We start from the raw sequence: 21492 nt of genomic DNA on the forward strand, positions 1-21492 counted from the left end.
ACTGTAAAAAGTTAGAATTAAATTAGATACCTTAGATATACAAACAAAAACAATAGGCTTAAAAAAATATAAGTTATATTAGCTTTTAAATAAGTAAGAGTATATGGTGGATGCCTTGGGTCTGGAAGTCGATGAAGGACATGAATACCTGCAATAAGCCTCGTAGAGCTGGATTATGCTATGAAACGGGGATTTCCGAATGGGGGAACCTAACTAGATAAACTCTAGTTGCTTTACAATGAATTCATAGTTGTAAAGGCGAGACACGTTGTAAACTGAAACATCTTAGTAGCAACAGGAAGAGAAAATAAATAATGATTTCGTTAGTAGTGGCGAGCGAACACGAAAAAGCCCAAACCATCATTTAGATGGGGTTGTAGGACATTCTATATAGAGTTACAAAAATTTATTATAGTTGAAAAAGTTGGGAAGCTTTGACAAAGAGGGTGATATCCCCGTAAACGAAATAATAAATTCTCTTGAATGTATCCTGAGTAGGGCGGGGCACGTGAAACCCTGTCTGAATCTGCCAGGACCACCTGGTAAGGCTAAATACTAACCAGACACCGATAGTGAAACAGTACCGTGAGGGAAAGGTGAAAAGAACCCCGGGAGGGGAGTGAAATAGATTCTGAAACCGTATACTTACAATTAGTCAGAGCCCGTTAATGGGTGATGGCGTACATCTTGCAGTATGGACCGGCGAGTTATGTTAACATGCGAGGTTAAGTGGATAAAAACGGAGCCGTAGGGAAACCGAGTCTGAATAGGGCGCCATAGTATGTTGATATATACCCGAAACCAGGTGATCTATCCATGAGCAGACTGAAGCTTAGGTAAAACTAAGTGGAGGGTCGAACCGTAGTACGCTAAAAAGTGCCCGGATGACTTGTGGATAGGGGTGAAATTCCAATCGAACCTGGAGATAGCTGGTTCTCCTCGAAATAGCTTTAGGGCTAGCGTGTAGTGTTAAGCATTGGGGGTAGAGCACTGAATATGGAATGGCGGCGCCTAGCTGTACTGACTATAATCAAACTCCGAATACCAGTGTGTATTACTATGCAGTCGGAACATGGGTGATAACGTCCGTGGTCGCGAGGGAAACAACCCAGATCGTCAGCTAAGGTCCCAAAATTATGTTAAGTGAGAAAGGTTGTGAGGTTTCATAAACAACTAGGATGTTGGCTTAGAAGCAGCCATCATTTAAAGAGTGCGTAATTGCTCACTAGTCAAGAGATCTTGCGCCAATAATGTAACGGGACTAAACATAATACCGAAGCTACGGGTATGAAAATGCGTTAGAGGAGCGTTCTAAGCGGCGGTGAAGCTAAACCGCGAGGATTAGTGGAGTGCTTAGAAGTGAGAATGCCGGTATGAGTAACGATTCGGAGTGAGAATCTCCGACGCCTATTGGGAAAGGTTTCCTGGGGAAGGTTCGTCCACCCAGGGTTAGTCAGGACCTAAGATGAGGCAGAAATGCATAGTCGATGGATAATAGGTTAATATTCCTATACTTCCTATAAAAGTGATGGAGTGACGGAGAAGGATAGTACTACCACTTATTGGATTGTGGGGTAAGTAATAAGAAGGATAACTTGGCAAATCCGGTTATCATAACTTTAATTTACGATGCATAGTGAAAGAGCAATCAAGTAACGAATTGTATGATTTCATGCTTCCAAGAAAAGCTTCTAGCGTTAATTTTATAGGAACCTGTACCGAGAACGGACACACGTTCCCAAGATGAGTATTCTAAGGCGAGCGAGAAAACCAATGTTAAGGAACTCTGCAAAATTATCCCGTAAGTTCGCAAGAAGGGATGCCTACTTTATGTAGGCCACAGTAAAATGGGGGGGGTGACTGTTTATCAAAAACACAGCTCTCTGCTAAGTCGCAAGACGATGTATAGGGGGTGACGCCTGCCCAGTGCCCGAAGGTTAAGTGGAGCTGTAAGCATTAGCGAAGCAGTAAAATGAAGCCCGGGTGAACGGCGGCCGTAACTATAACGGTCCTAAGGTAGCGAAATTCCTTGTCAACTAATTATTGACCTGCACGAAAGGCGTAACAATCTCCCCACTGTCTCAACATTGGACTCGGTGAAATTATGGTCCCAGTGAAAACGCTGGGTACCCGCATCAAGACGAAAAGACCCCGTGGAGCTTTACTATAGCTTCGTATTGAAAATTGGTCTAACATGTGTAGGATAGGTGGGAGACTTTGAAGTAGGAACGCCAGTTCTTATGGAGTCAACCTTGAAATACCACCCTTGTTATATTGATTTTCTAACCTGCTTCCATTATCTGGAAGGGGGACAGTGCGTGGTGGGTAGTTTGACTGGGGCGGTCGCCTCCTAAAAGGTAACGGAGGCGTTCAAAGTTACACTCAGTATGGTCAGAAACCATATGAAGAGCGCAAAGGTAAAAGTGTGATTGACTGCGAGACCTACAAGTCGAGCAGGTGCGAAAGCAGGACTTAGTGATCCGGCGGTACATTGTGGAATGGCCGTCGCTCAACGGATAAAAGCTACCCCGGGGATAACAGGCTTATCTTCCCCAAGAGATCACATCGACGGGAAGGTTTGGCACCTCGATGTCGGCTCATCGCATCCTGGAGCTGGAGTCGGTTCCAAGGGTTTGGCTGTTCGCCAATTAAAGCGGTACGCGAGCTGGGTTCAGAACGTCGTGAGACAGTTCGGTCCCTATCTGATGTGGGCGTTGGAATATTGATGAGAGCTGCTCTTAGTACGAGAGGACCGGAGCGGACGTATCACTGGTGCTCCAGTTGTTTCGCCAGAAGCATAGCTGGGTAGCTAAATACGGAAAGGATAACCGCTGAAGGCATCTAAGCGGGAAGCCTCCTCAGAGATTAATGTTCCCTTGAAATTCCTTATAGACGATGAGGTTGATAGGTTGGATGTGTAAGTGTAGTAATACATTGAGCTAACCAATACTAATAAATTGATTGATTTAATAGCTAAAAATTTTAGGTATTTAATTTAATTTGAGAAGTAATTTGCTATTCAGTTTTGAAAGAACTATTTGCTCCTTAGAGGAGTTTTTTTATTATTTTTTAATTCACTTTTTTAAAAAATGTAGTATAATTTAAAAGTAAATTTAGACGTTGAAACATAAGGTTGCGATACTCCGAAATTAGTTGTTAGCAGAGTAACGGTTTTTATGTGGAGTCTAGTTCATCAAAAAAAGAACAGAAAGGACAACAATTTTAATGGAAAATAAGTTAAAAATTAAATTAAAAGCATTTGATCATAAAATAGTTGATAATGCATCACTTAAGTTAGTAAATTTATTAAAAGAATTAAAAGTAGATTTTAGTGGTCCAGTACCATTACCTACAAAAAGAGAAGTATTTACTATTTTACGTTCAGTTCATGTTAATAAAACATCACGTGAACAATTTGAAAGTAGAACACATCAAAGATTAATTGTTTTAAACAAATTTTCAAAAGAAGTATTAGACAAAATTAAGAGAGTTGAATTACCAGTAGGTGCTCAAATACTTATAGATACTAAATAAATAAAATAAGGAGGATCCAAGATGAAAGGAATCTTAGGAAAAAAAGTTGGAATGACTCAACTATATGCTGATTCAGGTATTTTATTACCAGTAACAGTTATTGAAGTTAAACCAAATGTTGTAACACAAGTTTTTTCAAAAGAAAAAGATGGCTACAATGCATTACAATTAGGTTTAGAAGACAAGAAAGTTTCTAGACAAAACAAACCAGAACAAGGTCATTTTAAAAAATCTAACACAGCACCTAAGCGCTTCGTAAAAGAAATTAGAGAAATGGTTGGATTTGAACTTGGACAATCAGTTGATTTATCTATTTTTTCAGTAGGTGAATTAATCGATGTTACAGGAACATCAAAAGGAAAAGGATTTGCTGGAACAATTAAAAGACATAACCAAGCAATCGGACCTAAATCACACGGTGGTGGTGGTGGATCACAACCATTAAGACAAACAGGATCTTTAGGAGATATTTCAGGAAACAAAGTTGTTAAAGGTATGACAATGCCTGGACAATTAGGAAATGTAAAAAGAACAGTTCAAAATCTTGAAATCTTAAGCATTGATTTAGAAAATAATTTAATTATAGTTAAAGGTTCAGTTCCTGGACCTAAAAAATCATTTGTTATTCTAAAAGAAGCTGTTAAACAATTACCTTCTAAAACACCTGTGCAATTAGTTAACCTAAAAGAGGCTTTAGAAAAAAATCATTTATTTGAATTAGCTAAAAAATATAATGTAGAACTACATATGGAAATGTCAGTAAAAGAAATGAAAGAATTATTAAAAGCAGCTGAAGATAAAGCAGAAGGAGATAAATAATGGAAAAGGTTGTTAAAAAAACATCAACAACTTCTAAAAAAGAAACATCGACAAAAAAACCTGTTTCTAAAACAACTAAAAAAGTAGAAGTTAAAACATCAAAAAAAGTTGATACTCCATTAGTAAGAAAAGAAGTTAAATTACCAAAAGAAGTTTTTGGAATTGAAACATTTAATCAACAAGCTGTATTTGATTCAATTATTGCTGAAAGAGCTTCAAGAAGACAAGGAACACATAAAGTAAAAAATAGAGCTGAAGTAAGTGGTACTGGTAAAAAACCTTGAAGACAAAAAGGTACAGGTAGAGCAAGAGCTGGTTCTATGAGATCACCAATTTGAGTAGGTGGTGGAAGAGCTTTTGGACCTATAGTGGAAAGAAATTATAATTTAAAAGTTAATAAAAAAGTTAGACAATTAGCTTTATTAAGTTCTTTATCACAATTAGCTAAAAACAAACAAGTTATAGTAGAGGAAATAAAAGTTGAAAAATATTCAACAAAAGAAATTGTTTCTAAACTAAAAGATTTACAAGTAGAAAAATTAAGAAATATTTTAGTAGTTTCAAATGATGAAAAAGTTTATATTTCTGCAAGAAATCTTCAAAATGTAAAAGTGACAAAAGTTACTTCATTATTAATTGAAGACTTAGTAAAAGCAGATATATTGATTTTAAGTCAAGATGATATTAAATATTTAGAAGGGTTGGTTAAATAATGAATATTAATGAAATAATCAAATACCCAATTTTAACTGAAAAAAGTTATTTACAAATGAGTTCAGGAACATATGTTTTTGCTGTTGATAGAAGAACTAACAGGAGTGAAGTTAAAAAAGCAGTTGAATATATTTTTAATGTTAAAGTAGAAAAAGTAAATATTTTTAATGTTCCAAAAAAACCTGCAAAATTAGGTAGATATCAAGGATTTACAAATTCTTTCAAAAAAGCTATTGTTACTTTGGTTGAAGGGCACACAATTGCTGTTCTAAATGAAGATTTAGAGTCACCAACACCAGAAGAACAAACAAATGTAGTGGAAGAAACTAAAAAAGAAACAAAAGTTTCTAAATCAGCATCAGAAGTTGATAAAAAAGTTGCAGAAAAAATAGCAGCTAAAAAAAATAAAGAAAAAAAATAATTCATAGAACTTTAAAGAAAAAAATATTTTAAAGTTATTAATAAAATAAGGAGAGAAAATGGCGATTAAACATTATAAACCAACTTCAAATGGTCGTCGTGGTATGTCTACCCTTGATTACAAGCAAAATTTATCAGGACACGAACCTGAAAAAAGCTTATTAGTTACATTACCTAAAAAATCAGGTAGAAACAATCAAGGAAAAATAACTACACGTCACAAAGGTGGAAGAAATAAAAGAAAATATCGTATTATTGATTTCAAAAGAAATAAAGATAATATTTTTGGAACAATTAAATCTATTGAATACGATCCAAATAGATCAGCTAACATTTCTTTAGTTGTTTATGCAGATGGTGAAAAACGTTATATTTTATCACCTAAAGATATTAAGGTTGGACAAAAAGTTATTTCAGGTGAACAAGTTGATATTTTAGTAGGTAACTCATTACCTTTATCAAATATTCCTGAAGGTACAGTTGTTCATAACATCGAAATGCAACCTGGAGGTGGAGGAATTATCGCTCGTTCAGCTGGGTCTTCTGCACAAATCCAAGGAAAAGACGAAGATGGAAAATATGTAGTTTTAAGACTAAAATCAGGTGAATATAGAAGAATTTTAGCAAAATGTAGAGCAACCATTGGAGTTGTAGGTAATGAAGAACATTCATTAGTTAACATTGGTAAAGCAGGAAGAAATAGACATTTAGGTATTAGACCTACTGTTCGTGGATCTGTAATGAACCCAATTGATCACCCACATGGAGGGGGAGAAGGAAAACAACCTATTGGTAGAAAATCTCCATTAACTCCATGAGGTAAAAAAGCTCTTGGTGTTAAAACAAGAAATAATAAGAAATCTTCAACAAAATTAATTATAAGAAGAAGAAAGGAAAGTAAATAATGGCTAGATCACTTAAAAAAGGTCCATTCGTTGATGCATCTTTATTAAAAAAAGTTGGATTAATGAATGAACAAAAAAATAAAAAACCAATTAAAACATGATCTAGAAGATCAACAATCTTTCCTCAATTTGTAGGACTAACATTCCAAGTTCATAATGGAAAAATATTTAATGATGTTTTTGTAACAGATGATATGGTAGGACATAAATTAGGAGAATTTTCTCCAACAAGAACCTATACAGGTCATGGTGCTGATAAAGGGAAGAAAAAATAATGCAAAAAGCAATAGCAAGTGTTAAAATGCAAAGAGTATCTGCTCAAAAAGCTCGTTTAGTAGCAGATTTATTCCGTTATAAAAATACAACAGAAGCACTATCAATCCTACATAACACAAATAAAAAAGCATCAAAATTATTTATTAAATTATTAAATTCAGCAATTGCTAATGCAATTAATAACTTTGGTATGGATGGTGATAATTTATTTGTAAGTTCAGTTCAAGTTAATGAAGGACCTACATACAAAAGATTTCAACCAAGATCTAAAGGAACAGCATATTCAATTTTAAAAAGAACTTCACATTTATCAATAACAGTAGAGGAAAGAAAGTAGGAAAATTTTATGGGACAAAAAGTTAATCCAAATGGTTTTAGATACGGTATTACTAAAAAACATAATGTAAATTGATTTGCTGATAAAGCTAATTTTGCTACTTACTTATTAGAAGATGTAAAAATTAGAGAATATGTTGAAAAATTTGTTAGAGATTATCAAATAGGACAAGTTGAAATTAGAAGAGATCAAAACAATAAAGTTACTTTAACAATTCATACAGCTAAACCTGGTGTAGTATTAGGTCAAGGTGGAGAAAATGTTAAAAAAATGACAACAGATATTCAAAAATTTGTTAAAAATAAAAAATTAAATTTATCAATTGATGTTGTTGAAATTCAAAAACCAGAATTAAACGCAAGATTAGTAGCTGAACAAATAGCTATTAAATTAGAAAACAGAGGATCATTTAGAGTAGCTCAAAAATTTGGAATTAAAGTTGCTTTAAAAGCAGGAGCTAAAGGAATTAAAACTCAAGTTTCTGGTAGATTAAACGGTGTGGAAATGGCTCGTGCAGAAGGATATTCTGAAGGAGAAATGAAATTACACACTTTAAGACAAAATGTTGATTATGCTCAAGCAACAGCTCATACAACTTATGGTGCTTTAGGAGTGAAAGTATGAATTTCTTTAGGAGAGGTTAAAGAGGGTGATAAATAATGTTACAACCAAAAAGAACCAAATATAGAAGAAATTTTAGAATTTCACATGATAAAAGAGAAGCACATAAAGGAAATAAAGTTTCATTTGGAGAGTTTGGTTTACAAGCAACAACTTCTGCTTGAGTAACAGCTAGACAAATTGAATCTGCAAGGATTGCTATCACAAGAAGAATGGGTCGTGAAGGAGATGTTCATATTAGAATTTTCCCTCACTTATCATTAACTTCTAAACCTATCGGAGTACGTATGGGATCTGGTAAAGGTTCTCCTGAAAAGTGAGTAGCAGTTGTAAAAGTTAATACAATGATGTTTGAAGTTTCAGGAGTAAAAGAAGAAATAGCTAGAGATGCTTTAAGACTTGGTGGACATAAATTACCAGTAAAATGAAAAATAGTTAAAGCAAATGAAGAAGGGGATGAATAATGGAATTTAAAGAATTAAAAAACAAATCTCTTTCAGAACTAAAACAATTAGTAGCTGAACACAAAGCTGAGTTATTTTCTTTAAGATTTAAAAATGCTACATCACGTTTAGATAAAACTCATCAAATCAAAGAAATTAGAAAAAATATTGCCAGAGTTTTAACAGCTATACAACAAAAAGAAAACAATGATAAAGGTGGAAAATAATGGAAAGAAAAAATACAAAGAAAACATTAATTGGTACTGTTGTTTCTGATAAGAATCAAAAAACAATTATTGTTGCAGTAGATTCTTATGTTAAACACCCTTTATATGGAAAAAGATTTAAAGTTACTAAGAAATTTGCAACTCACGATGAAAAAGAAGAAGCTTCTTTAGGAGATATTGTTAAAATCAGTGAAACAAGACCTTTTTCAAAAACTAAAACATTTAGATTAGTTGAAATTCGTGAAAAAGCAAAAGAAGGAGCTAAATAATGGTTCAAGAACTCTCAAGATTAGTTGTTGCAGATAACTCAGGTGCAAAAGAAGTGGGTTTAATTAGAAACTTAGGTGGTTCAGTTAAAAAAACTTCAAATATTGGTGATGTGATAGTTTGTTCAGTTAAAAAAGCTCTTCCAAACGGAATTGTAAAAGAAGGACAAGTTGTGAAAGCAGTTATTGTTCGTTCAACTTATGGAATCAAAAGAAAAAATGGTTCACATATAAAATTTGATGACAATGCAGTTGTTATTATTAAAGAAGATGGTTCTCCAAGAGGAACACGTGTTTTTGGTCCAATAGCTAGAGAAATAAGAGACAAAGGATATTCCAAAATTGTTTCACTTGCACCAGAGGTTTTATAGAAAGGAATAATTATTGATATGAAAATTAGAAAAAATGATGAAGTAATAGTTATTTCAGGATCACATAAAGGAAAAATTGGTCAAGTTTTAGAAGTTTATCCAAAAACACAAGAAGTTAAAATTAAAGATATTAATAAAAAAACTAAACACCACAAACCATCACAATCAAGAAGTGAAGGTTCAATTGAGGTTGTTGAATTCCCATTACACGTTTCAAAAGTATCTTTATTAGTTAAAAAAGCTACTAAAGATAAACCAGCTCAATATTCAAAAATAGGTTACAAAATGGTAAATAATAAAAAAGTGCGTTTTGTTAAAAAAACAGGGAAAACAATTTAGTTAGAAAGGTAATTTTATAAAGATGACATTAAAAGAAAAATACGAAAAACAAGTTAAAAAGAATTTACAAGAAAAATTTGCTTATACATCTGTAATGCAATTACCTAAAATTGAAAAAATTGTTTTAAATATGACAGCTGGAAAAGAAGTAACTAATTCTAAAGCTATAGAAGAAGTTATGAATGAAATGGCATTAATTTCAGGGCAAAAACCTTATGAAACAGTTGCTAAAAAATCATTAGCTTCATGAAAATTACGTGAAGGAATGCCAATGGGAGCAAAAGTTACATTAAGAAGAGAAAGAATGTGAGAATTCTTAGATAAATTAATTAATGTAGCAATTCCAAGAATTAGAGACTTTAGAGGTGTAAATCCTAAAGCTTTTGATGGAAGAGGAAATTATTCATTAGGAATTAAAGAAGAAATTATTTTTCCAGAAATTAGTTTCGATAAAATTAGAAAAATTAAGGGATTGGATGTAATTATTGTTACAACAGCAAATACAGATAAAGAAGCAAAATTTTTATTAGAACAATTAGGAATGCCTTTTGGTAAGGCAGAAAAATAGGAGTAAAATGGCAAAAACATCATTAAAAGCAAAAGCTAAAAAACATAAAAAATTCAAAGTTAGAGAATATACAAGATGTGAATTATGTGGTCGTCCACATGCTGTTTTAAGAAAATTTAAAATCTGTCGTATTTGTTTTAGAAAATTAGCACATGAAGGAAAAATTCCTGGTATTAAGAAAGCGAGTTGATAATTATGGCTATAATTACAGATCCAATTGCAGATATGATTGTAAGAATCAAAAATGCATTTATGAGAAAACACAAATTTGTTGAAATCCCACATTCTAATAAAAAACACAAAATTTTAGAAATCTTCAAAAAAGAAGGTTATATTCAAAATTTTGAAACTCAAGGAGAAGGTGTAGAAAAAAAACTTGTTGTAGAATTAAAATATAAAGGTACAACAAGTGCTATTACCGGAATTAAAAGAGTTTCAAAACCAGGATTAAAAGTTTATTCTTCTGTTAATGATTTACCAAAAGTACTTTCAGGATATGGAACAGTTATTGTTTCTACATCTAAAGGTTTATTAACTGATAAAGAAGCTAGAAAGGAAAATGTTGGTGGTGAAATTATCGCCTTCATTTGATAATTTATGTCTAGAGTAGGAAAAAGAGTTTTATTAGTTCCAGAAGGAACAGAAGTATTAGTTAATAATAATTTAGTTACTGTTAAAGGTAAATTAGGACAATTAAAAAGAGAATTTTCTAATTTAATCAAAATTAAAGTAGAAAATAATCAAGTTACAACAGAAAGATTAAACGAAGAAAAACATACAAAGCAATTACACGGTACAACTAATTCCTTACTTGCAGGAATGATTAAAGGTGTAACCTCTGGTTTTTCAAAAGAAATAGAAATTAAGGGTGTTGGTTACAAAGCTACATTAAAAGGTAACCAAATTGAAATTTTAGCAGGATATTCACACCCTGTATTAATAGATGTTCCAAATACTTTAAAAGTAGAAGTTCCAAAACCAGTTTCCATAATTGTTTCTGGTATTGATAAACAACAAGTTGGACAATTAGCTGCTGTTATTAGAAGTGTTAGAAAACCTAATCCTTATTCAGGAAAAGGTATTATGTATAAAAATGAAAACATTAGACGTAAAGAAGGGAAAAAAGCTTCTAAATAATTTTAGAATAGAAGCGAGGTATTATCAATGGCTCAATTATCAAGAAATAAAGCTAGAATTAAAAAACATCATAGAATTAAATCTAAATTAGTTTTAGGTACAGCAACCAAACCACGTTTATCAGTTTTCAAATCACTAACAAACTTTTATGCACAATTAATAGATGATACTAAAGGAGTAACAATAGCATCTGTTTCAACTTTAAAACATAAAGAATATAGCGGAAATATTAAAGTAGCTGAAATACTTGGAAAATTAATGGGACAAAAAATTAAAGAATTAAAAATTGAATCAATTGTATTTGATCGTTCAGGTTATATTTATCATGGAAGAGTAAAAGCATTTGCAGAAGCAGTTAGAAATGAAGGAGTTAAATTTTAATAATGGAAAATAAAGAAATTAAAAAAGAAGTTGTTAAAAAAGCAACTCCAACTAAAAAAATAGAATCTTCAAGAGAACCAAAAAAACACTTCCATTCTAAAGACAAAGATTCAAAAACATCTAATAATAATCGTAAATTCTCAAGACCAAAAAAAGAATTTAACAAACAACCTTTCCAAAATGAATTCGAAGAAAAAGTAATTGATGTTGCAAGGGTAACTACTGTTGTTAAAGGAGGAAGAAGATTTTCTTTCTCAGCATATGTAGTGGTTGGTAATAAAAAAGGAAAAGTTGGTTTTGGTCACGGAAAAGCTAATGAAGTGCAAGATGCTATTAAAAAAGCAGTTAAAGATGCACAAAACAATTTAATAACTGTTCCAGTGGTAGAAGAAGCTGCAACAGTACCACATGAAATTAAACAAAAATTCTTAGCATCTAAAGTACTATTAAAACCAGCTCCAAAAGGAAAAGGAATTATAGCATCTGGTACAGTTCGTGCAGTTGTAGAATTAGCAGGATATTCAAACATTTATACTAAAACTTATGGTTCAAGAACAAAAGCTAATATCGTTAGAGCAACAATCATTGCTTTACAAAATCTTAGAACAGTAGAAAAAATTGCTGAATTAAGAGATATTAAAGTAGAAGATTTGTTAAGCAATAAATAGTCCAGGAGGAAAAATGTCATATAAATTACATACATTACAATACACTGAAGGTTCAAGAAAAGAAAAACACCGTAAAGGTCGTGGACATGCAGCTGGTAAAGGAAAACAAGCTGGTAGAGGACAATCAGGACAAACAAAACGTGGAACTGTAAGACCTGGATTTGAAGGAGGACAAAACCCTCTCTTCAGACGTTTACCAAAAATCGGTTTTAACAATGTTAATAAAGTTGAATATCAAGTTATATCATTAGAAAAATTAGATGCTACATTTAAAGATGGTGACAAAGTAACATTAGAAATGTTATTTGAAACTAGATTAGCAAGAAGAAAAACAATGCCTGTAAAATTATTATCTTCAGGTACATTAACTAAAAAAATATTTATAGAAGTTAATGCCGTTTCAAACTCAGCAAAAGAAGCGGTAGAAAAATTAGGTGGAAAAGTAGAATTGGTTTAAGATGTTTTATAGATTAAAAAAAGTATTAAACTGGATAGGATTAATCTTTTCAAAAATCTATTTAAATATAAAACATAAAATTCAAACATTTTCCAAAGAAAAAATCTTAACTAAAAAAATATTATTTTCTATATGAATTTTAGCTATTTTTGTTATAGCAGGTACAATCACATTACCTGGTGTATCTATAAATAAAAATGCTTCTTTAGATTCTAATTCATTTTTAGGAATAATTAATATTGTAGGTGGTGGAGGGTTAACTAACTTTTCAATAGTAGCCTTAGGAATAGGACCATTCATAACAGCATCTTTGATTATGATGGTCGCTCAAACTAAATTATTTCCACCAGTTCATAGGTTAAGTCAATCAGGACCGCTAGGTAGACGTAAAATAAATATTATTACAAGACTTTTAACTATTTTTATAGCTATAGCTCAATCAATTTTCTTAATTAGAACATTGTTTGATGCCAATTTAGGAGCACAAAGTTTTGTATATTTAAGCAACAATGCAGCTTATTATAAATACTTTATTTTACCTTGTATACTTATTAGCGGTTCTTTGTTTTCTTTATTTTTAGGAGAACAAATTACTGAAAAAGGAGTTGGTAATGGGACTTCACTTTTAATTTTTACAGGAATCGCAACACGTTTACCAAGTAAATTAAAAGGAGCCTTTAATTACTTTATTTCAGGATCTAATTCAGACTCTTTGATTAGTAATATAATTTTCTTTGGAGTTTATATTATTGGTTTTTTAGTTTTAATTTTTATAGTTGCATATGTTTATACTGCAGAAAGAAAAATACCTATTCAACAAACAGGATCTGGAATGACTAAAAATGTTAAAGATATTTCAGTATTACCAATTAAAGTAAATCCAGCAGGTGTTATGCCAATCATTTTTTCTTTAATTGTTTTATCTTTACCAACTTTAATAGTAGGACTTCTTGATCCATACACTTCATCTACAAGATATTTTGTAGAAAGAAGTTTAAGATTAACTGATCCAATTGGATTTAGTCTATTTGTAGTTATTACCTTTTTATTTGCAATTGGTATGGGATTACAACAGTCTAGAGTGGATAAAATTTCAGAAGATTTTGGAAAAAATTCAACCTTTATTCCTGGAATAAGACCAGGAGAACAAACAGAAGATTATTTAATTTCTGTTGTTTTAAGACTTTCTATTTTCTCTGCATTTTATCTTGTAGCAATTGGTTCTTTAGAACCTATTATGCAAATGTTTGGAATGCCACGGAGCATTACATTTGGTGGAACTTCTATTATTATTTTAATAACCACAGCATTAGAAACAATAGGTCAAATTAAAGCAAGAAGACAATCAGAAAAAATTTCACAAAAAAGAAGAAAAATTAGTAAATCATTTACTAAACAAAATAAAAATAACGGAGATTTATTATGATAAAAAACATAATTTTTTTAGGTGCACCAGGAGTTGGAAAAGGAACTGTTGCATCATTACTTGCAAAAGAAATTGATTTTATTCATTTATCAACAGGAGAAATTTTTAGAACCGCAATTAGAAACCAAACTAAATTAGGTTTGGAATTAAAAAATATTGTTGAAAGTGGTAGATATGTTCCTGACAATATAACTAATGAAATAGTAAAAGAAAAGTTAGAAGAATTAAACAAACAAAACGTTAACTTTATTTTAGATGGTTATCCAAGAACAATTAATCAAGCAGATTTTTTATCAAATTTAAGCACTTCTCAAATAAAAAATGTTATTTTATTACAAGCTCCAAGTGAAGTTATTATTCAAAGACTTTCTAAAAGAAGATATTGCCCTACTTGTTCTGCAACTTATCATCTTGATTTCAAACCTTCTGCAAAGCAATTACTTTGCGAAAATGACGATACAGTTTTATTACAAAGAAAAGATGATGAAGAAGAAGCAATTATTCGTAGATTAGAAGTTTATAATAATGAAACTAAAGTATTAATAGATTATTATAAAGACAAAAATATGTTAATCACTATAGATGCAACACAAACTCCAGAATTCATAGTACAAAAAATAGTTAAAGAAATTTTATAAAATGAGCAAATTGATAAAAAAAGATTTTGAAATAGAATTAATAACTAAATCAGCAAATATTCTTTCAGAAGTAAAAAAAATAGTTTATGATGCAATAGAAGAAGGGGTTTCTTTATTGCAACTAGACAAACTTGCTTATGATGAAATTATCAAAAGAAACGCAGAACCAGCTTTTTTAGGTTACCAAAATTTTCCTAACACAATTTGCGCTTCTTTAAATCATGAGTTAATTCACGGAATTCCGGATCAAAGAATTTTAAAAACAGGGGATTTAATTTCTATAGATTTAGGAGTTAAATATAAAGGATACTATTCAGATTCTGCCTTTTCCAAATCAGTTGGAAAAGAAAATAATCTTGAAAACGAAAAACTGATTTCTGTTGCAAAAAGAGCAATAGATGCCGGTATAAATGCAATCAAACCTGGAGCAAGGATAGGAGATATTTCTAAAGCAATTTCCAAGGTTATTTTTGAAAACAAAATGTTTACAACAGAGGAATTTTGTGGCCACGGAATTGGAAAAAAACTTCATGAAGCACCTAATGTTTACAATTTATATACAGGAGATAAAGGGATTTTGTTAAGAGATAATATGGTAATTTGTATAGAACCTATGATTTTACAAGAAAGTCCGGAAGTTAAAATATTAAGTGATGGTTGAACTGTGGTTCCAAAATATAACCGTAAAAAAACAGTTCACGCGGAAGAAACCATTTTAATTAAAAATGGAAAAGGAATAATTTTAAGTTAATTCAAAGAGTTGGAAAAATTCAAAAATTTAGTATAATTTTTAATGTTAATTATACAAGCCTGGCATAAGGTAATGTCGAAATAAGTCCAGGTATTTCTTTAAAGGGCACAATTACTTTTAAAGAAATAAAATAATAATAAATACCAAACATTAATTGTACAAATAAAAAACCAAAAGAGGTATTTCAATAAATGGCAAAAGATGCAATCAAAATGACAGGTAAAGTAATTCAAGCACACAATTCTAGTGAGTATGAAATTTTATTAGAAAATAATGCTAAAATTCAAGCTCACATTTCAGGAAAAATGAAAATGTATCACATTAAAATAATTCCTGGAGATAGTGTTGATGTTGAAATTAGTCCTTATGATTGAACAAAAGGAAGAATTGTTTATCGTCATAAATAAAGGAGATTTATGAAAGTAAGAGCATCAGTTAAAAAGATGTGTAAAGACTGTAAAATAATCAAAAGAAATGGAATAAATAGAATCATTTGTATTCTACCAAAACACAAACAAAGACAAGGTTAGGAAAATATGGCTAGAATTTTAAACATAGAAATTCCAAATAATAAGAGAGTTGTTATTTCTCTAACTTATATTTTTGGGATAGGAAAATCAAGAGCTCAAGAAATTTTACAAAAGGCTCAAATAGACGAAAATATTCGTGTAAAAGATTTAAGTGAAGAACAATTATCAAAAATAAGAGATATAGCTTCACAATATACAACAGAAGGTGATTTACGTCGTGAAGTAGCTATTAACATTAAAAGATTAATGGAAATTAAATGTTATAGAGGAATCAGACATAGAAAAGGATTACCAGTTCGTGGTCAAGTAACTCAGAAAAATGCACGTACAAGAAAAGGACCAAGAAAAACTGTTGCTGGAAAGAAAGGTAAATAAGATATGGCTAGAAAAGTTAAAAGAAAAAATATTACTAGCGGAATCGCTCACATTCACTCAACTCACCAAAACACAATTGTAACTTTTTCAGATGAAAAAGGTAATGTAATTGCATGATCTTCATCTGGTGCTATTGGATATAAAGGGACAAAAAAGAAAACTCCATATGCAGCAGGATTAGCAGCAGCAGCAGCATCTGAAGCAGCTAAAGAACATGGAATTAAAGAAGTTAAAGTTGAAATTAAAGGTTTAGGACCAGGAAAAGATGCAGCAAGAAAACAAATTGAAGTTTCAGGTATTACTGTTACTGAAATTAAAGATGTTACACCTATTCCACATAACGGAACAAGACCTCCAAGAAAAGTAATCAAAAGAGAAACAAAAAGATAGGAGTTGTTAAGTTATGCAAAAAATGGCAAAAGTAAATTACAAAGAAGAAAAAGAAAATAAACATTCAGATTATTTCACTTCTTTTGTTTTAGAACCTTTAGAAAGAGGATTTGCTAACACTTTAGGTACAGCTTTAAGAAGAACAATATTATCTTCAGTTTCTTCAGTTGCTCCATTTGCAATTAGAATTGAAAAAGTAGATCACGAATTTCAAGCAATCGACAACGTAGAAGAAGATGTAGTTACTTTATTAAATAATTTAAAGAAAGTAAAGTTTATTTATAATAAAGAAGTTTTTATTGATAAAAAACCTGTAAGAGTTTCATTTAATTATGATAAATTTACTGAAAAAAATATTTTTGCAAAAGATATTCAACTACCAGCAGGAGTAACTATTGTAAACCCTGATCAACAAATCGCAACTCTTTCTAAAGCAAACGCTTTAAAATTCGAAATGTTTTTATTATCAGGAAGAGGATTTGTTTCTTTTGAAGACAACAAAAAAAATATTTTAGAATATGGTTCTGAATTAGAATCAAATTTAAAATCAGGAACCATTTTAGCAGTTGATTCAGATTTTTCACCTGTTACAAATGTTCAATATAAATTTAGTGAACTTAACTCAGCTTCTAACATTATTCAAGAAAAACTAGAATTTAATGTTAAAACAGATGGAACAGTAGAAGCAAAAGAGGTTATTGCTCAAGCTGCAAAAATTTTAATTGCACATTTGAAAATAGTTTCAAATACTGAAAATTTAGAAATTAATGAAAAAGACTATTTTGAAGAAGAAAAAGTTAAAGAAGAAACTCCTAAAGATAAATCAATTGATATTAATGATTTAAGTTTAACAGTAAGATCATTAAATGCTTTAAGACGTGCAGGATTTAGAACTGTAGCAGACTTAGAAAAAATTGATGAAGAAGAATTAAATAATGTTAAAAATTTAGGTAAAAAATCCGTTCAAGAAATTATTGAAAAATTAGCTGAACGCGGTATTTCACTTAAGAAAGGAGACTAAAAATGGCTAATCCAACACAATTATTTAGAAGAAATTCAACTTGAAGAAAACACGTTTTACGTTCTTTATCTACAGATGTTATTGTTCACGGAAGAATCACAACAACAGAAGCAAGAGCTAAAGAATTAAGAAAACACGTTGAGAGATTAATTACAAAAGCAAAAACTAATACACTTGCTTCTCGTCGTTTAGCAGCTGCATTTTTAAGAGATGTAAAAACCAGTGATGGTAAATCAGCATTATCATATTTATTCGATGTAGTAGGACCAAAATATAAAAGTCGTAATGGTGGTTATACAAGAATAATTAAATTGCCTGCAAGACAAGGTGATAATTCTAAAATGGCTATTATCGAATTAGTTTAAAATATGAAAATAACCGTTTTTGGTTATTTTTTTTATAAAAGATTTGGTTTTATAAAAAAAAGTATTATAATTTAAAAGCAATATTTATTAAATACCTGTTACATTATTAAATAAATTATTAAATTATCAAGGAAGGAACAATGAGACAAACAACTATTGTTAAGCATCTTGAAACAGACAAAAAATGATATGTTATTGATGCAGAAGGACAAGTTTTAGGGCGTTTAGCAACTTTAGCTGCTACTTATTTAAGAGGAAAAAATAAACCTACATTTACTCCAAATGTTGATATGGGAGATAACATTATTGTTATAAATGCAGAAAAAGTAATTTTAACTGCAAACAAAGATGAAAATAAAATTTATTATTCACACTCAGGTTATCCAGGTGGATTAAAATCAATTAAAGCAAAAGATTTAAGAGCAAAAAAACCAGCAGCTATTGTTGAAAAAGCAATTAGAGGAATGTTACCACACACAAAATTAGGAAATAGACAAAGAGTAAATTTATTTGTATATGCTGGACCTGAACATAAACATGAAGCACAAAAACCAATGAAATTAGAGGTTAAATAATGGCTAAAGAAATGAAAAATCAAAAAATGTTAACTGGAACATTCTATCGTGGTTTAGGAAGAAGAAAATCTTCTACTGCAAGAGTTATCTTAAAACCAGGAAAAGGAAAATTTACAATTAATAAAAGAGAAGCTAAAGACTATTTAATGTCAGATCTTTTAATTAAAGATGCTTTACAACCTTTAACTATTACAGAAACAGAAGGAACATGAGACATTATCGTTAATGCTTCTGGTGGTGGTTTATCTGGGCAAGCTGGAGCAATTAGATTAGGAATAGCAAGAGCTTTATTAGAATCTTCAAAAGATTATAAACCTAATTTAAGAGAAACAGGTATGTTAACAAGAGATGCAAGATCTAAAGAACGTAAAAAATACGGACTTAGAAAAGCACGTAGAGCAAGACAATTTTCTAAACGTTAATATAAAACACACATTTTGTGATATAATTTGTATGCAATTTGCATATAAATTTATTAATGGGAGCGTAGCTCAGACGGTTAGAGCACACGACTGATAATCGTGAGGTCGATGGTTCGATTCCATTCGTTCCCACCATTTCAAATTTTGACCAAAAGCAATTATTTGCTTTTTTTATTTGCTTTTTTTGCAAAAAAATATATAATTTAATAGCAATAGATAAAAATTGCAGAAAGTAGATTAATCTCTCACCTAATGGTTATTCCATGGGTATGCTACAATTTTGTTTATAAACTATTTTATTATTAAATTGTATCTAATTGAGAGAAAGTGGTGTATTACCACTTTATTTTATTTAAATTCGTAAGGAGAAAGAGTTATTAGTAAATTAAATAACAATTTTGGGAATAAAAAAAAGCCACAACAAGAACATTTTGTTAATGAAAATATTCCCTTTTCAAAAATTTTCGTAATAAATTCAGACAACAGTCAAGTTGGTGTTCTTTCTAAAAATGAAGCCATTGAAATGGCGAAAGAACAAAAAATGGACTTAGTTATTATTTCTATTGATAATTCAGGTGACAAACCTAAGCCAATAGGAAGAATAATGGATTATGGAAAATTTAAATATGAAAGAAAGAAAAAACAAAAGGAAGTAAAAGAAAAACAAACTTTTGTTAATAATAGAGAAATTAGACTAACTCCAGGAATAAACATTAAAGATATAGAGACCAAAGCAAGAAAAGCTAGAGAATTTCTTTTAGATGGAGATAGAGTAAAAATTTCTTTAAAATTTAGAGGTAGAGAGGCTTCTAGACCTGAACTTGGTAAAGTTGTTTTAGATAAATTTTATGAATACATTTCTGACATAGCTAAAATTACAAAAGATGCACAGCAAAATGAAAGATTTTTAGATATGTATGTTGAAAGGGATAAAAAGAAATTACCACATTTGACAAGTTCTAAAAAAGAAAAAGAATTAAAACAAGAAGAGAAAGGTAAAACCGAAAATGCCAAAAATGAAAACTAAATCCTCTTTAAAAAAGAGATTAAAAGTTACAGGAAGTGGAAAAGTTAAAAGAGGACAAGCTTATAGATCTCATTTAGCTCAAAACAAAACAACTAAACAAAAAAGACACGCAAGAAAAGCTACATTAGTTTCTGCATCAGATTTAAAAAGAATAAAAGGTTTATTTTAATAACATAGAAAGAGGTAACAACAATGAGAGTTAAAGGTGGAACTGTTACAAGACAAAGAAGAAAAAAATGATTAAAATTAGCTAAAGGATATTGAGGACATAAATCAATAGGATTTAAAGTTGCAAAACAAGCAGTTGTTAAATCTTGAACTTATGCTTTTAGAGATAGAAAACAAGTAAAAAGAGATTTTAGAAAATTATGAATAGCAAGAATTAATGCTGCTTCTAGACCTCTTGGAATTACATATTCTCAATTAATTAACGGACTTAAAAAAGCTAATATTGAAGTTAATAGAAAAATGCTTTCAGAACTTGCGATTCATCATCATGAAGTTTTTGAAACTATCATTAAACAAGCAAAAAGTGCTTTAAAATAATTAGAAAAGGAGAATAAATATGGCAAGAAAAGATGCAATAACAGGAAAAGGTCCTATGGTGGGAAATAAAAGATCTCACGCTTTAAATGCTACTAAAAGAACTTTTAGATTAAACTTGCAAAAAATGAAAATACTTAATGAAAAAGGGCAAGTTGTTACAATTAAAGTAAGTGCAAAAACAGCAAGAACTTTACGTAAAAACGGTAAATCAAACTAGTTTTTAATTAATATAACAAAAAATAACCTAAAAATTTTTAGGTTATTTTTCTTCACTTTTGTCTTCGTTTTTATCTTTAATTTTTCCAAATTCGCCTTTTATATGACAAGATCTGCATCTTGCTTCATATTCTTCAGTGTCCCCTAAAAGTTTTACATTTTTACTATTAATTTTTCTAAAACTTGTAGATGCTGCATTTTTACACTTTACACATACTGCCTGCAATTTTGTAACATTTTCAGCCATTGAAAGTAATGCTGGAACAATACTAAAAGGTCTTCTTAAATAATCCATATCCAAACCGCTTACTATTACTCTTACACCATCATCAGCTAAATCACTAAGTAAATTAAGAACATCTTTACCAAAAAAGTGAACTTCGTCAATAGCGATTGCTTTATAATTTTTTTTATTAAATAACTCTTTTATTTCTTCGGCTGTAGAAGCATTAAAAGTTGATATTTTTGCTCCTGATCTAGAAATTATTTCATCTTCTGCAAACCTATTATCAAAGTGTGGTTTAACTACTAAAGTTTTAATATTTGCATATTCTAAAATTCTAATCCTTTTTAACAATTCTTCGCTTTTTCCAGAAAACATAGGACCGGTAATAACTTCAATCATTCCTTCAGAAAATTTTTTGTACATCATTCATACTCCTTTGCGTGTGTATTAATTATTATAATTATAAAAAGCAAAAAAATGAAAAATTTTTTATTTTTTTAT

35 protein-coding genes, 1 tRNA gene, 1 rRNA gene and 1 pseudogene are annotated in these 21492 nt (G+C 30.4%); 37 read left to right on the forward strand and 1 reads right to left on the reverse strand.

The window, feature by feature from the left end:
- Window positions 1-83: 83 nt before the first annotated feature.
- The 37 genes and pseudogenes from ACR34G_RS00380 to rpmB all read left to right on the forward strand — a co-directional run bounded on the left by ACR34G_RS00380 (window position 84) and on the right by rpmB (window position 20766).
- A 23S ribosomal RNA gene (locus tag ACR34G_RS00380) occupies window positions 84-2974 on the forward strand.
- 251 nt (window positions 2975-3225) lie between these two features.
- Window positions 3226-3534 (forward strand): 30S ribosomal protein S10, encoded by a 309-nt coding sequence (gene rpsJ / locus ACR34G_RS00385; protein ID WP_436358809.1) that lies wholly within the window; start codon window positions 3226-3228, stop codon window positions 3532-3534.
- A gap of 21 nt (window positions 3535-3555) precedes the next feature.
- Window positions 3556-4233: pseudogene (gene rplC / locus ACR34G_RS00390) on the forward strand (50S ribosomal protein L3); the annotation flags it as partial.
- 119 nt (window positions 4234-4352) lie between these two features.
- A complete protein-coding gene (rplD, locus tag ACR34G_RS00395; protein ID WP_436358810.1) occupies window positions 4353-5066 on the forward strand; it encodes a 50S ribosomal protein L4 in 714 nt (237 codons plus the stop codon).
- Window positions 5066-5488, forward strand: coding sequence for a 50S ribosomal protein L23 (gene rplW / locus ACR34G_RS00400; protein WP_436358811.1), 423 nt, complete (start codon window positions 5066-5068; stop codon window positions 5486-5488). Before rplD ends, rplW begins: the two co-directional genes overlap by 1 nt.
- A 58-nt stretch (window positions 5489-5546) precedes the next feature.
- Entirely contained in the window at window positions 5547-6392 is an 846-nt protein-coding gene (gene rplB / locus ACR34G_RS00405) for a 50S ribosomal protein L2 (RefSeq protein ID WP_436358812.1), read from the forward strand.
- On the forward strand, window positions 6392-6667 hold the full coding sequence (rpsS, locus tag ACR34G_RS00410) for a 30S ribosomal protein S19 (RefSeq protein ID WP_436358813.1): 276 nt from the start codon (window positions 6392-6394) through the stop codon (window positions 6665-6667). The genes rplB and rpsS overlap by 1 nt, the downstream gene beginning before the upstream one ends.
- Window positions 6667-7005: a 50S ribosomal protein L22 gene (gene rplV / locus ACR34G_RS00415; protein WP_436358814.1), complete on the forward strand. Its 339-nt coding sequence runs from the start codon at window positions 6667-6669 to the stop codon at window positions 7003-7005. Before rpsS ends, rplV begins: the two co-directional genes overlap by 1 nt.
- A gap of 9 nt (window positions 7006-7014) precedes the next feature.
- Complete coding sequence (gene rpsC / locus ACR34G_RS00420) at window positions 7015-7665, forward strand: 30S ribosomal protein S3 (protein ID WP_436358815.1); 651 nt, start codon at window positions 7015-7017, stop codon at window positions 7663-7665.
- Window positions 7665-8090, forward strand: coding sequence for a 50S ribosomal protein L16 (gene rplP, locus ACR34G_RS00425; RefSeq protein WP_436358816.1), 426 nt, complete (start codon window positions 7665-7667; stop codon window positions 8088-8090). The genes rpsC and rplP overlap by 1 nt, the downstream gene beginning before the upstream one ends.
- A complete protein-coding gene (gene rpmC, locus ACR34G_RS00430; protein WP_436358817.1) occupies window positions 8090-8296 on the forward strand; it encodes a 50S ribosomal protein L29 in 207 nt (68 codons plus the stop codon). Before rplP ends, rpmC begins: the two co-directional genes overlap by 1 nt.
- Window positions 8296-8565, forward strand: a complete 270-nt coding sequence (rpsQ, locus tag ACR34G_RS00435) for a 30S ribosomal protein S17 (RefSeq protein WP_436358818.1) — start codon at window positions 8296-8298, stop codon at window positions 8563-8565. Before rpmC ends, rpsQ begins: the two co-directional genes overlap by 1 nt.
- Complete coding sequence (gene rplN, locus ACR34G_RS00440) at window positions 8565-8933, forward strand: 50S ribosomal protein L14 (RefSeq protein WP_436358819.1); 369 nt, start codon at window positions 8565-8567, stop codon at window positions 8931-8933. Before rpsQ ends, rplN begins: the two co-directional genes overlap by 1 nt.
- An 18-nt stretch (window positions 8934-8951) precedes the next feature.
- Window positions 8952-9272 (forward strand): 50S ribosomal protein L24, encoded by a 321-nt coding sequence (gene rplX, locus ACR34G_RS00445; protein ID WP_436358820.1) that lies wholly within the window; start codon window positions 8952-8954, stop codon window positions 9270-9272.
- Window positions 9273-9288: 16 nt separating this feature from the next.
- Entirely contained in the window at window positions 9289-9840 is a 552-nt protein-coding gene (gene rplE, locus ACR34G_RS00450; protein WP_436359212.1) for a 50S ribosomal protein L5, read from the forward strand.
- A 7-nt stretch (window positions 9841-9847) separates the two neighbouring features.
- The gene (locus ACR34G_RS00455) at window positions 9848-10033 is read left to right on the forward strand and encodes a type Z 30S ribosomal protein S14 (RefSeq protein ID WP_436358821.1); all 186 of its coding nucleotides are present in this window, start codon (window positions 9848-9850) and stop codon (window positions 10031-10033) included.
- A gap of 8 nt (window positions 10034-10041) precedes the next feature.
- The gene (gene rpsH, locus ACR34G_RS00460) at window positions 10042-10434 is read left to right on the forward strand and encodes a 30S ribosomal protein S8 (protein WP_436359213.1); all 393 of its coding nucleotides are present in this window, start codon (window positions 10042-10044) and stop codon (window positions 10432-10434) included.
- 3 nt (window positions 10435-10437) lie between these two features.
- Entirely contained in the window at window positions 10438-10977 is a 540-nt protein-coding gene (gene rplF / locus ACR34G_RS00465; RefSeq protein WP_436358822.1) for a 50S ribosomal protein L6, read from the forward strand.
- Between the two features lie 27 nt (window positions 10978-11004).
- The gene (gene rplR / locus ACR34G_RS00470) at window positions 11005-11358 is read left to right on the forward strand and encodes a 50S ribosomal protein L18 (protein WP_436358823.1); all 354 of its coding nucleotides are present in this window, start codon (window positions 11005-11007) and stop codon (window positions 11356-11358) included.
- A gap of 2 nt (window positions 11359-11360) precedes the next feature.
- Complete coding sequence (rpsE, locus tag ACR34G_RS00475; RefSeq protein WP_436358824.1) at window positions 11361-12026, forward strand: 30S ribosomal protein S5; 666 nt, start codon at window positions 11361-11363, stop codon at window positions 12024-12026.
- Window positions 12027-12039: 13 nt separating this feature from the next.
- Window positions 12040-12483, forward strand: coding sequence for a 50S ribosomal protein L15 (rplO, locus tag ACR34G_RS00480; RefSeq protein WP_436358825.1), 444 nt, complete (start codon window positions 12040-12042; stop codon window positions 12481-12483).
- 1 nt (window position 12484) lies between these two features.
- The gene (secY, locus tag ACR34G_RS00485) at window positions 12485-13912 is read left to right on the forward strand and encodes a preprotein translocase subunit SecY (protein WP_436358826.1); all 1428 of its coding nucleotides are present in this window, start codon (window positions 12485-12487) and stop codon (window positions 13910-13912) included.
- Window positions 13906-14547, forward strand: coding sequence for an adenylate kinase family protein (locus ACR34G_RS00490; RefSeq protein ID WP_436358827.1), 642 nt, complete (start codon window positions 13906-13908; stop codon window positions 14545-14547). Before secY ends, ACR34G_RS00490 begins: the two co-directional genes overlap by 7 nt.
- 1 nt (window position 14548) lies before the next feature.
- Window positions 14549-15298: a type I methionyl aminopeptidase gene (gene map, locus ACR34G_RS00495; protein WP_436358828.1), complete on the forward strand. Its 750-nt coding sequence runs from the start codon at window positions 14549-14551 to the stop codon at window positions 15296-15298.
- A gap of 191 nt (window positions 15299-15489) precedes the next feature.
- Window positions 15490-15705: a translation initiation factor IF-1 gene (gene infA / locus ACR34G_RS00500; protein WP_436358829.1), complete on the forward strand. Its 216-nt coding sequence runs from the start codon at window positions 15490-15492 to the stop codon at window positions 15703-15705.
- 9 nt (window positions 15706-15714) lie between these two features.
- On the forward strand, window positions 15715-15828 hold the full coding sequence (gene rpmJ, locus ACR34G_RS00505) for a 50S ribosomal protein L36 (RefSeq protein WP_027123513.1): 114 nt from the start codon (window positions 15715-15717) through the stop codon (window positions 15826-15828).
- A gap of 6 nt (window positions 15829-15834) precedes the next feature.
- Window positions 15835-16203, forward strand: a complete 369-nt coding sequence (gene rpsM / locus ACR34G_RS00510) for a 30S ribosomal protein S13 (RefSeq protein WP_436358830.1) — start codon at window positions 15835-15837, stop codon at window positions 16201-16203.
- A gap of 3 nt (window positions 16204-16206) precedes the next feature.
- Window positions 16207-16593 (forward strand): 30S ribosomal protein S11, encoded by a 387-nt coding sequence (gene rpsK, locus ACR34G_RS00515; RefSeq protein WP_436358831.1) that lies wholly within the window; start codon window positions 16207-16209, stop codon window positions 16591-16593.
- Window positions 16594-16606: 13 nt separating this feature from the next.
- Entirely contained in the window at window positions 16607-17614 is a 1008-nt protein-coding gene (locus ACR34G_RS00520; RefSeq protein WP_436358832.1) for a DNA-directed RNA polymerase subunit alpha, read from the forward strand.
- 2 nt (window positions 17615-17616) lie between these two features.
- Entirely contained in the window at window positions 17617-17979 is a 363-nt protein-coding gene (gene rplQ / locus ACR34G_RS00525) for a 50S ribosomal protein L17 (RefSeq protein WP_436358833.1), read from the forward strand.
- A gap of 140 nt (window positions 17980-18119) precedes the next feature.
- Complete coding sequence (gene rplM / locus ACR34G_RS00530; protein ID WP_436358834.1) at window positions 18120-18554, forward strand: 50S ribosomal protein L13; 435 nt, start codon at window positions 18120-18122, stop codon at window positions 18552-18554.
- Window positions 18554-18976: a 30S ribosomal protein S9 gene (gene rpsI / locus ACR34G_RS00535; protein ID WP_436358835.1), complete on the forward strand. Its 423-nt coding sequence runs from the start codon at window positions 18554-18556 to the stop codon at window positions 18974-18976. Before rplM ends, rpsI begins: the two co-directional genes overlap by 1 nt.
- A 58-nt stretch (window positions 18977-19034) precedes the next feature.
- Window positions 19035-19111 (forward strand) — tRNA-Ile (locus ACR34G_RS00540).
- Window positions 19112-19361: 250 nt separating this feature from the next.
- On the forward strand, window positions 19362-20003 hold the full coding sequence (gene infC, locus ACR34G_RS00545; protein WP_436359214.1) for a translation initiation factor IF-3: 642 nt from the start codon (window positions 19362-19364) through the stop codon (window positions 20001-20003).
- On the forward strand, window positions 19984-20172 hold the full coding sequence (gene rpmI, locus ACR34G_RS00550; protein ID WP_436358836.1) for a 50S ribosomal protein L35: 189 nt from the start codon (window positions 19984-19986) through the stop codon (window positions 20170-20172). The genes infC and rpmI overlap by 20 nt, the downstream gene beginning before the upstream one ends.
- A gap of 23 nt (window positions 20173-20195) precedes the next feature.
- On the forward strand, window positions 20196-20549 hold the full coding sequence (gene rplT / locus ACR34G_RS00555; protein WP_436358837.1) for a 50S ribosomal protein L20: 354 nt from the start codon (window positions 20196-20198) through the stop codon (window positions 20547-20549).
- 19 nt (window positions 20550-20568) lie between these two features.
- Complete coding sequence (gene rpmB / locus ACR34G_RS00560) at window positions 20569-20766, forward strand: 50S ribosomal protein L28 (protein ID WP_436358838.1); 198 nt, start codon at window positions 20569-20571, stop codon at window positions 20764-20766.
- A gap of 42 nt (window positions 20767-20808) precedes the next feature.
- Here rpmB and ACR34G_RS00565 read toward each other — a convergent pair whose 3' ends face one another.
- On the reverse strand, window positions 20809-21417 hold the full coding sequence (locus ACR34G_RS00565) for a thymidine kinase (protein ID WP_436358839.1): 609 nt from the start codon (window positions 21415-21417) through the stop codon (window positions 20809-20811).
- Window positions 21418-21492 lie beyond the last annotated feature (75 nt).

Source organism: Mycoplasma sp. 480, from assembly GCF_051353065.1.
Classification (GTDB): domain Bacteria; phylum Bacillota_I; class Bacilli_A; order Mycoplasmatales; family Metamycoplasmataceae; genus Mesomycoplasma_A.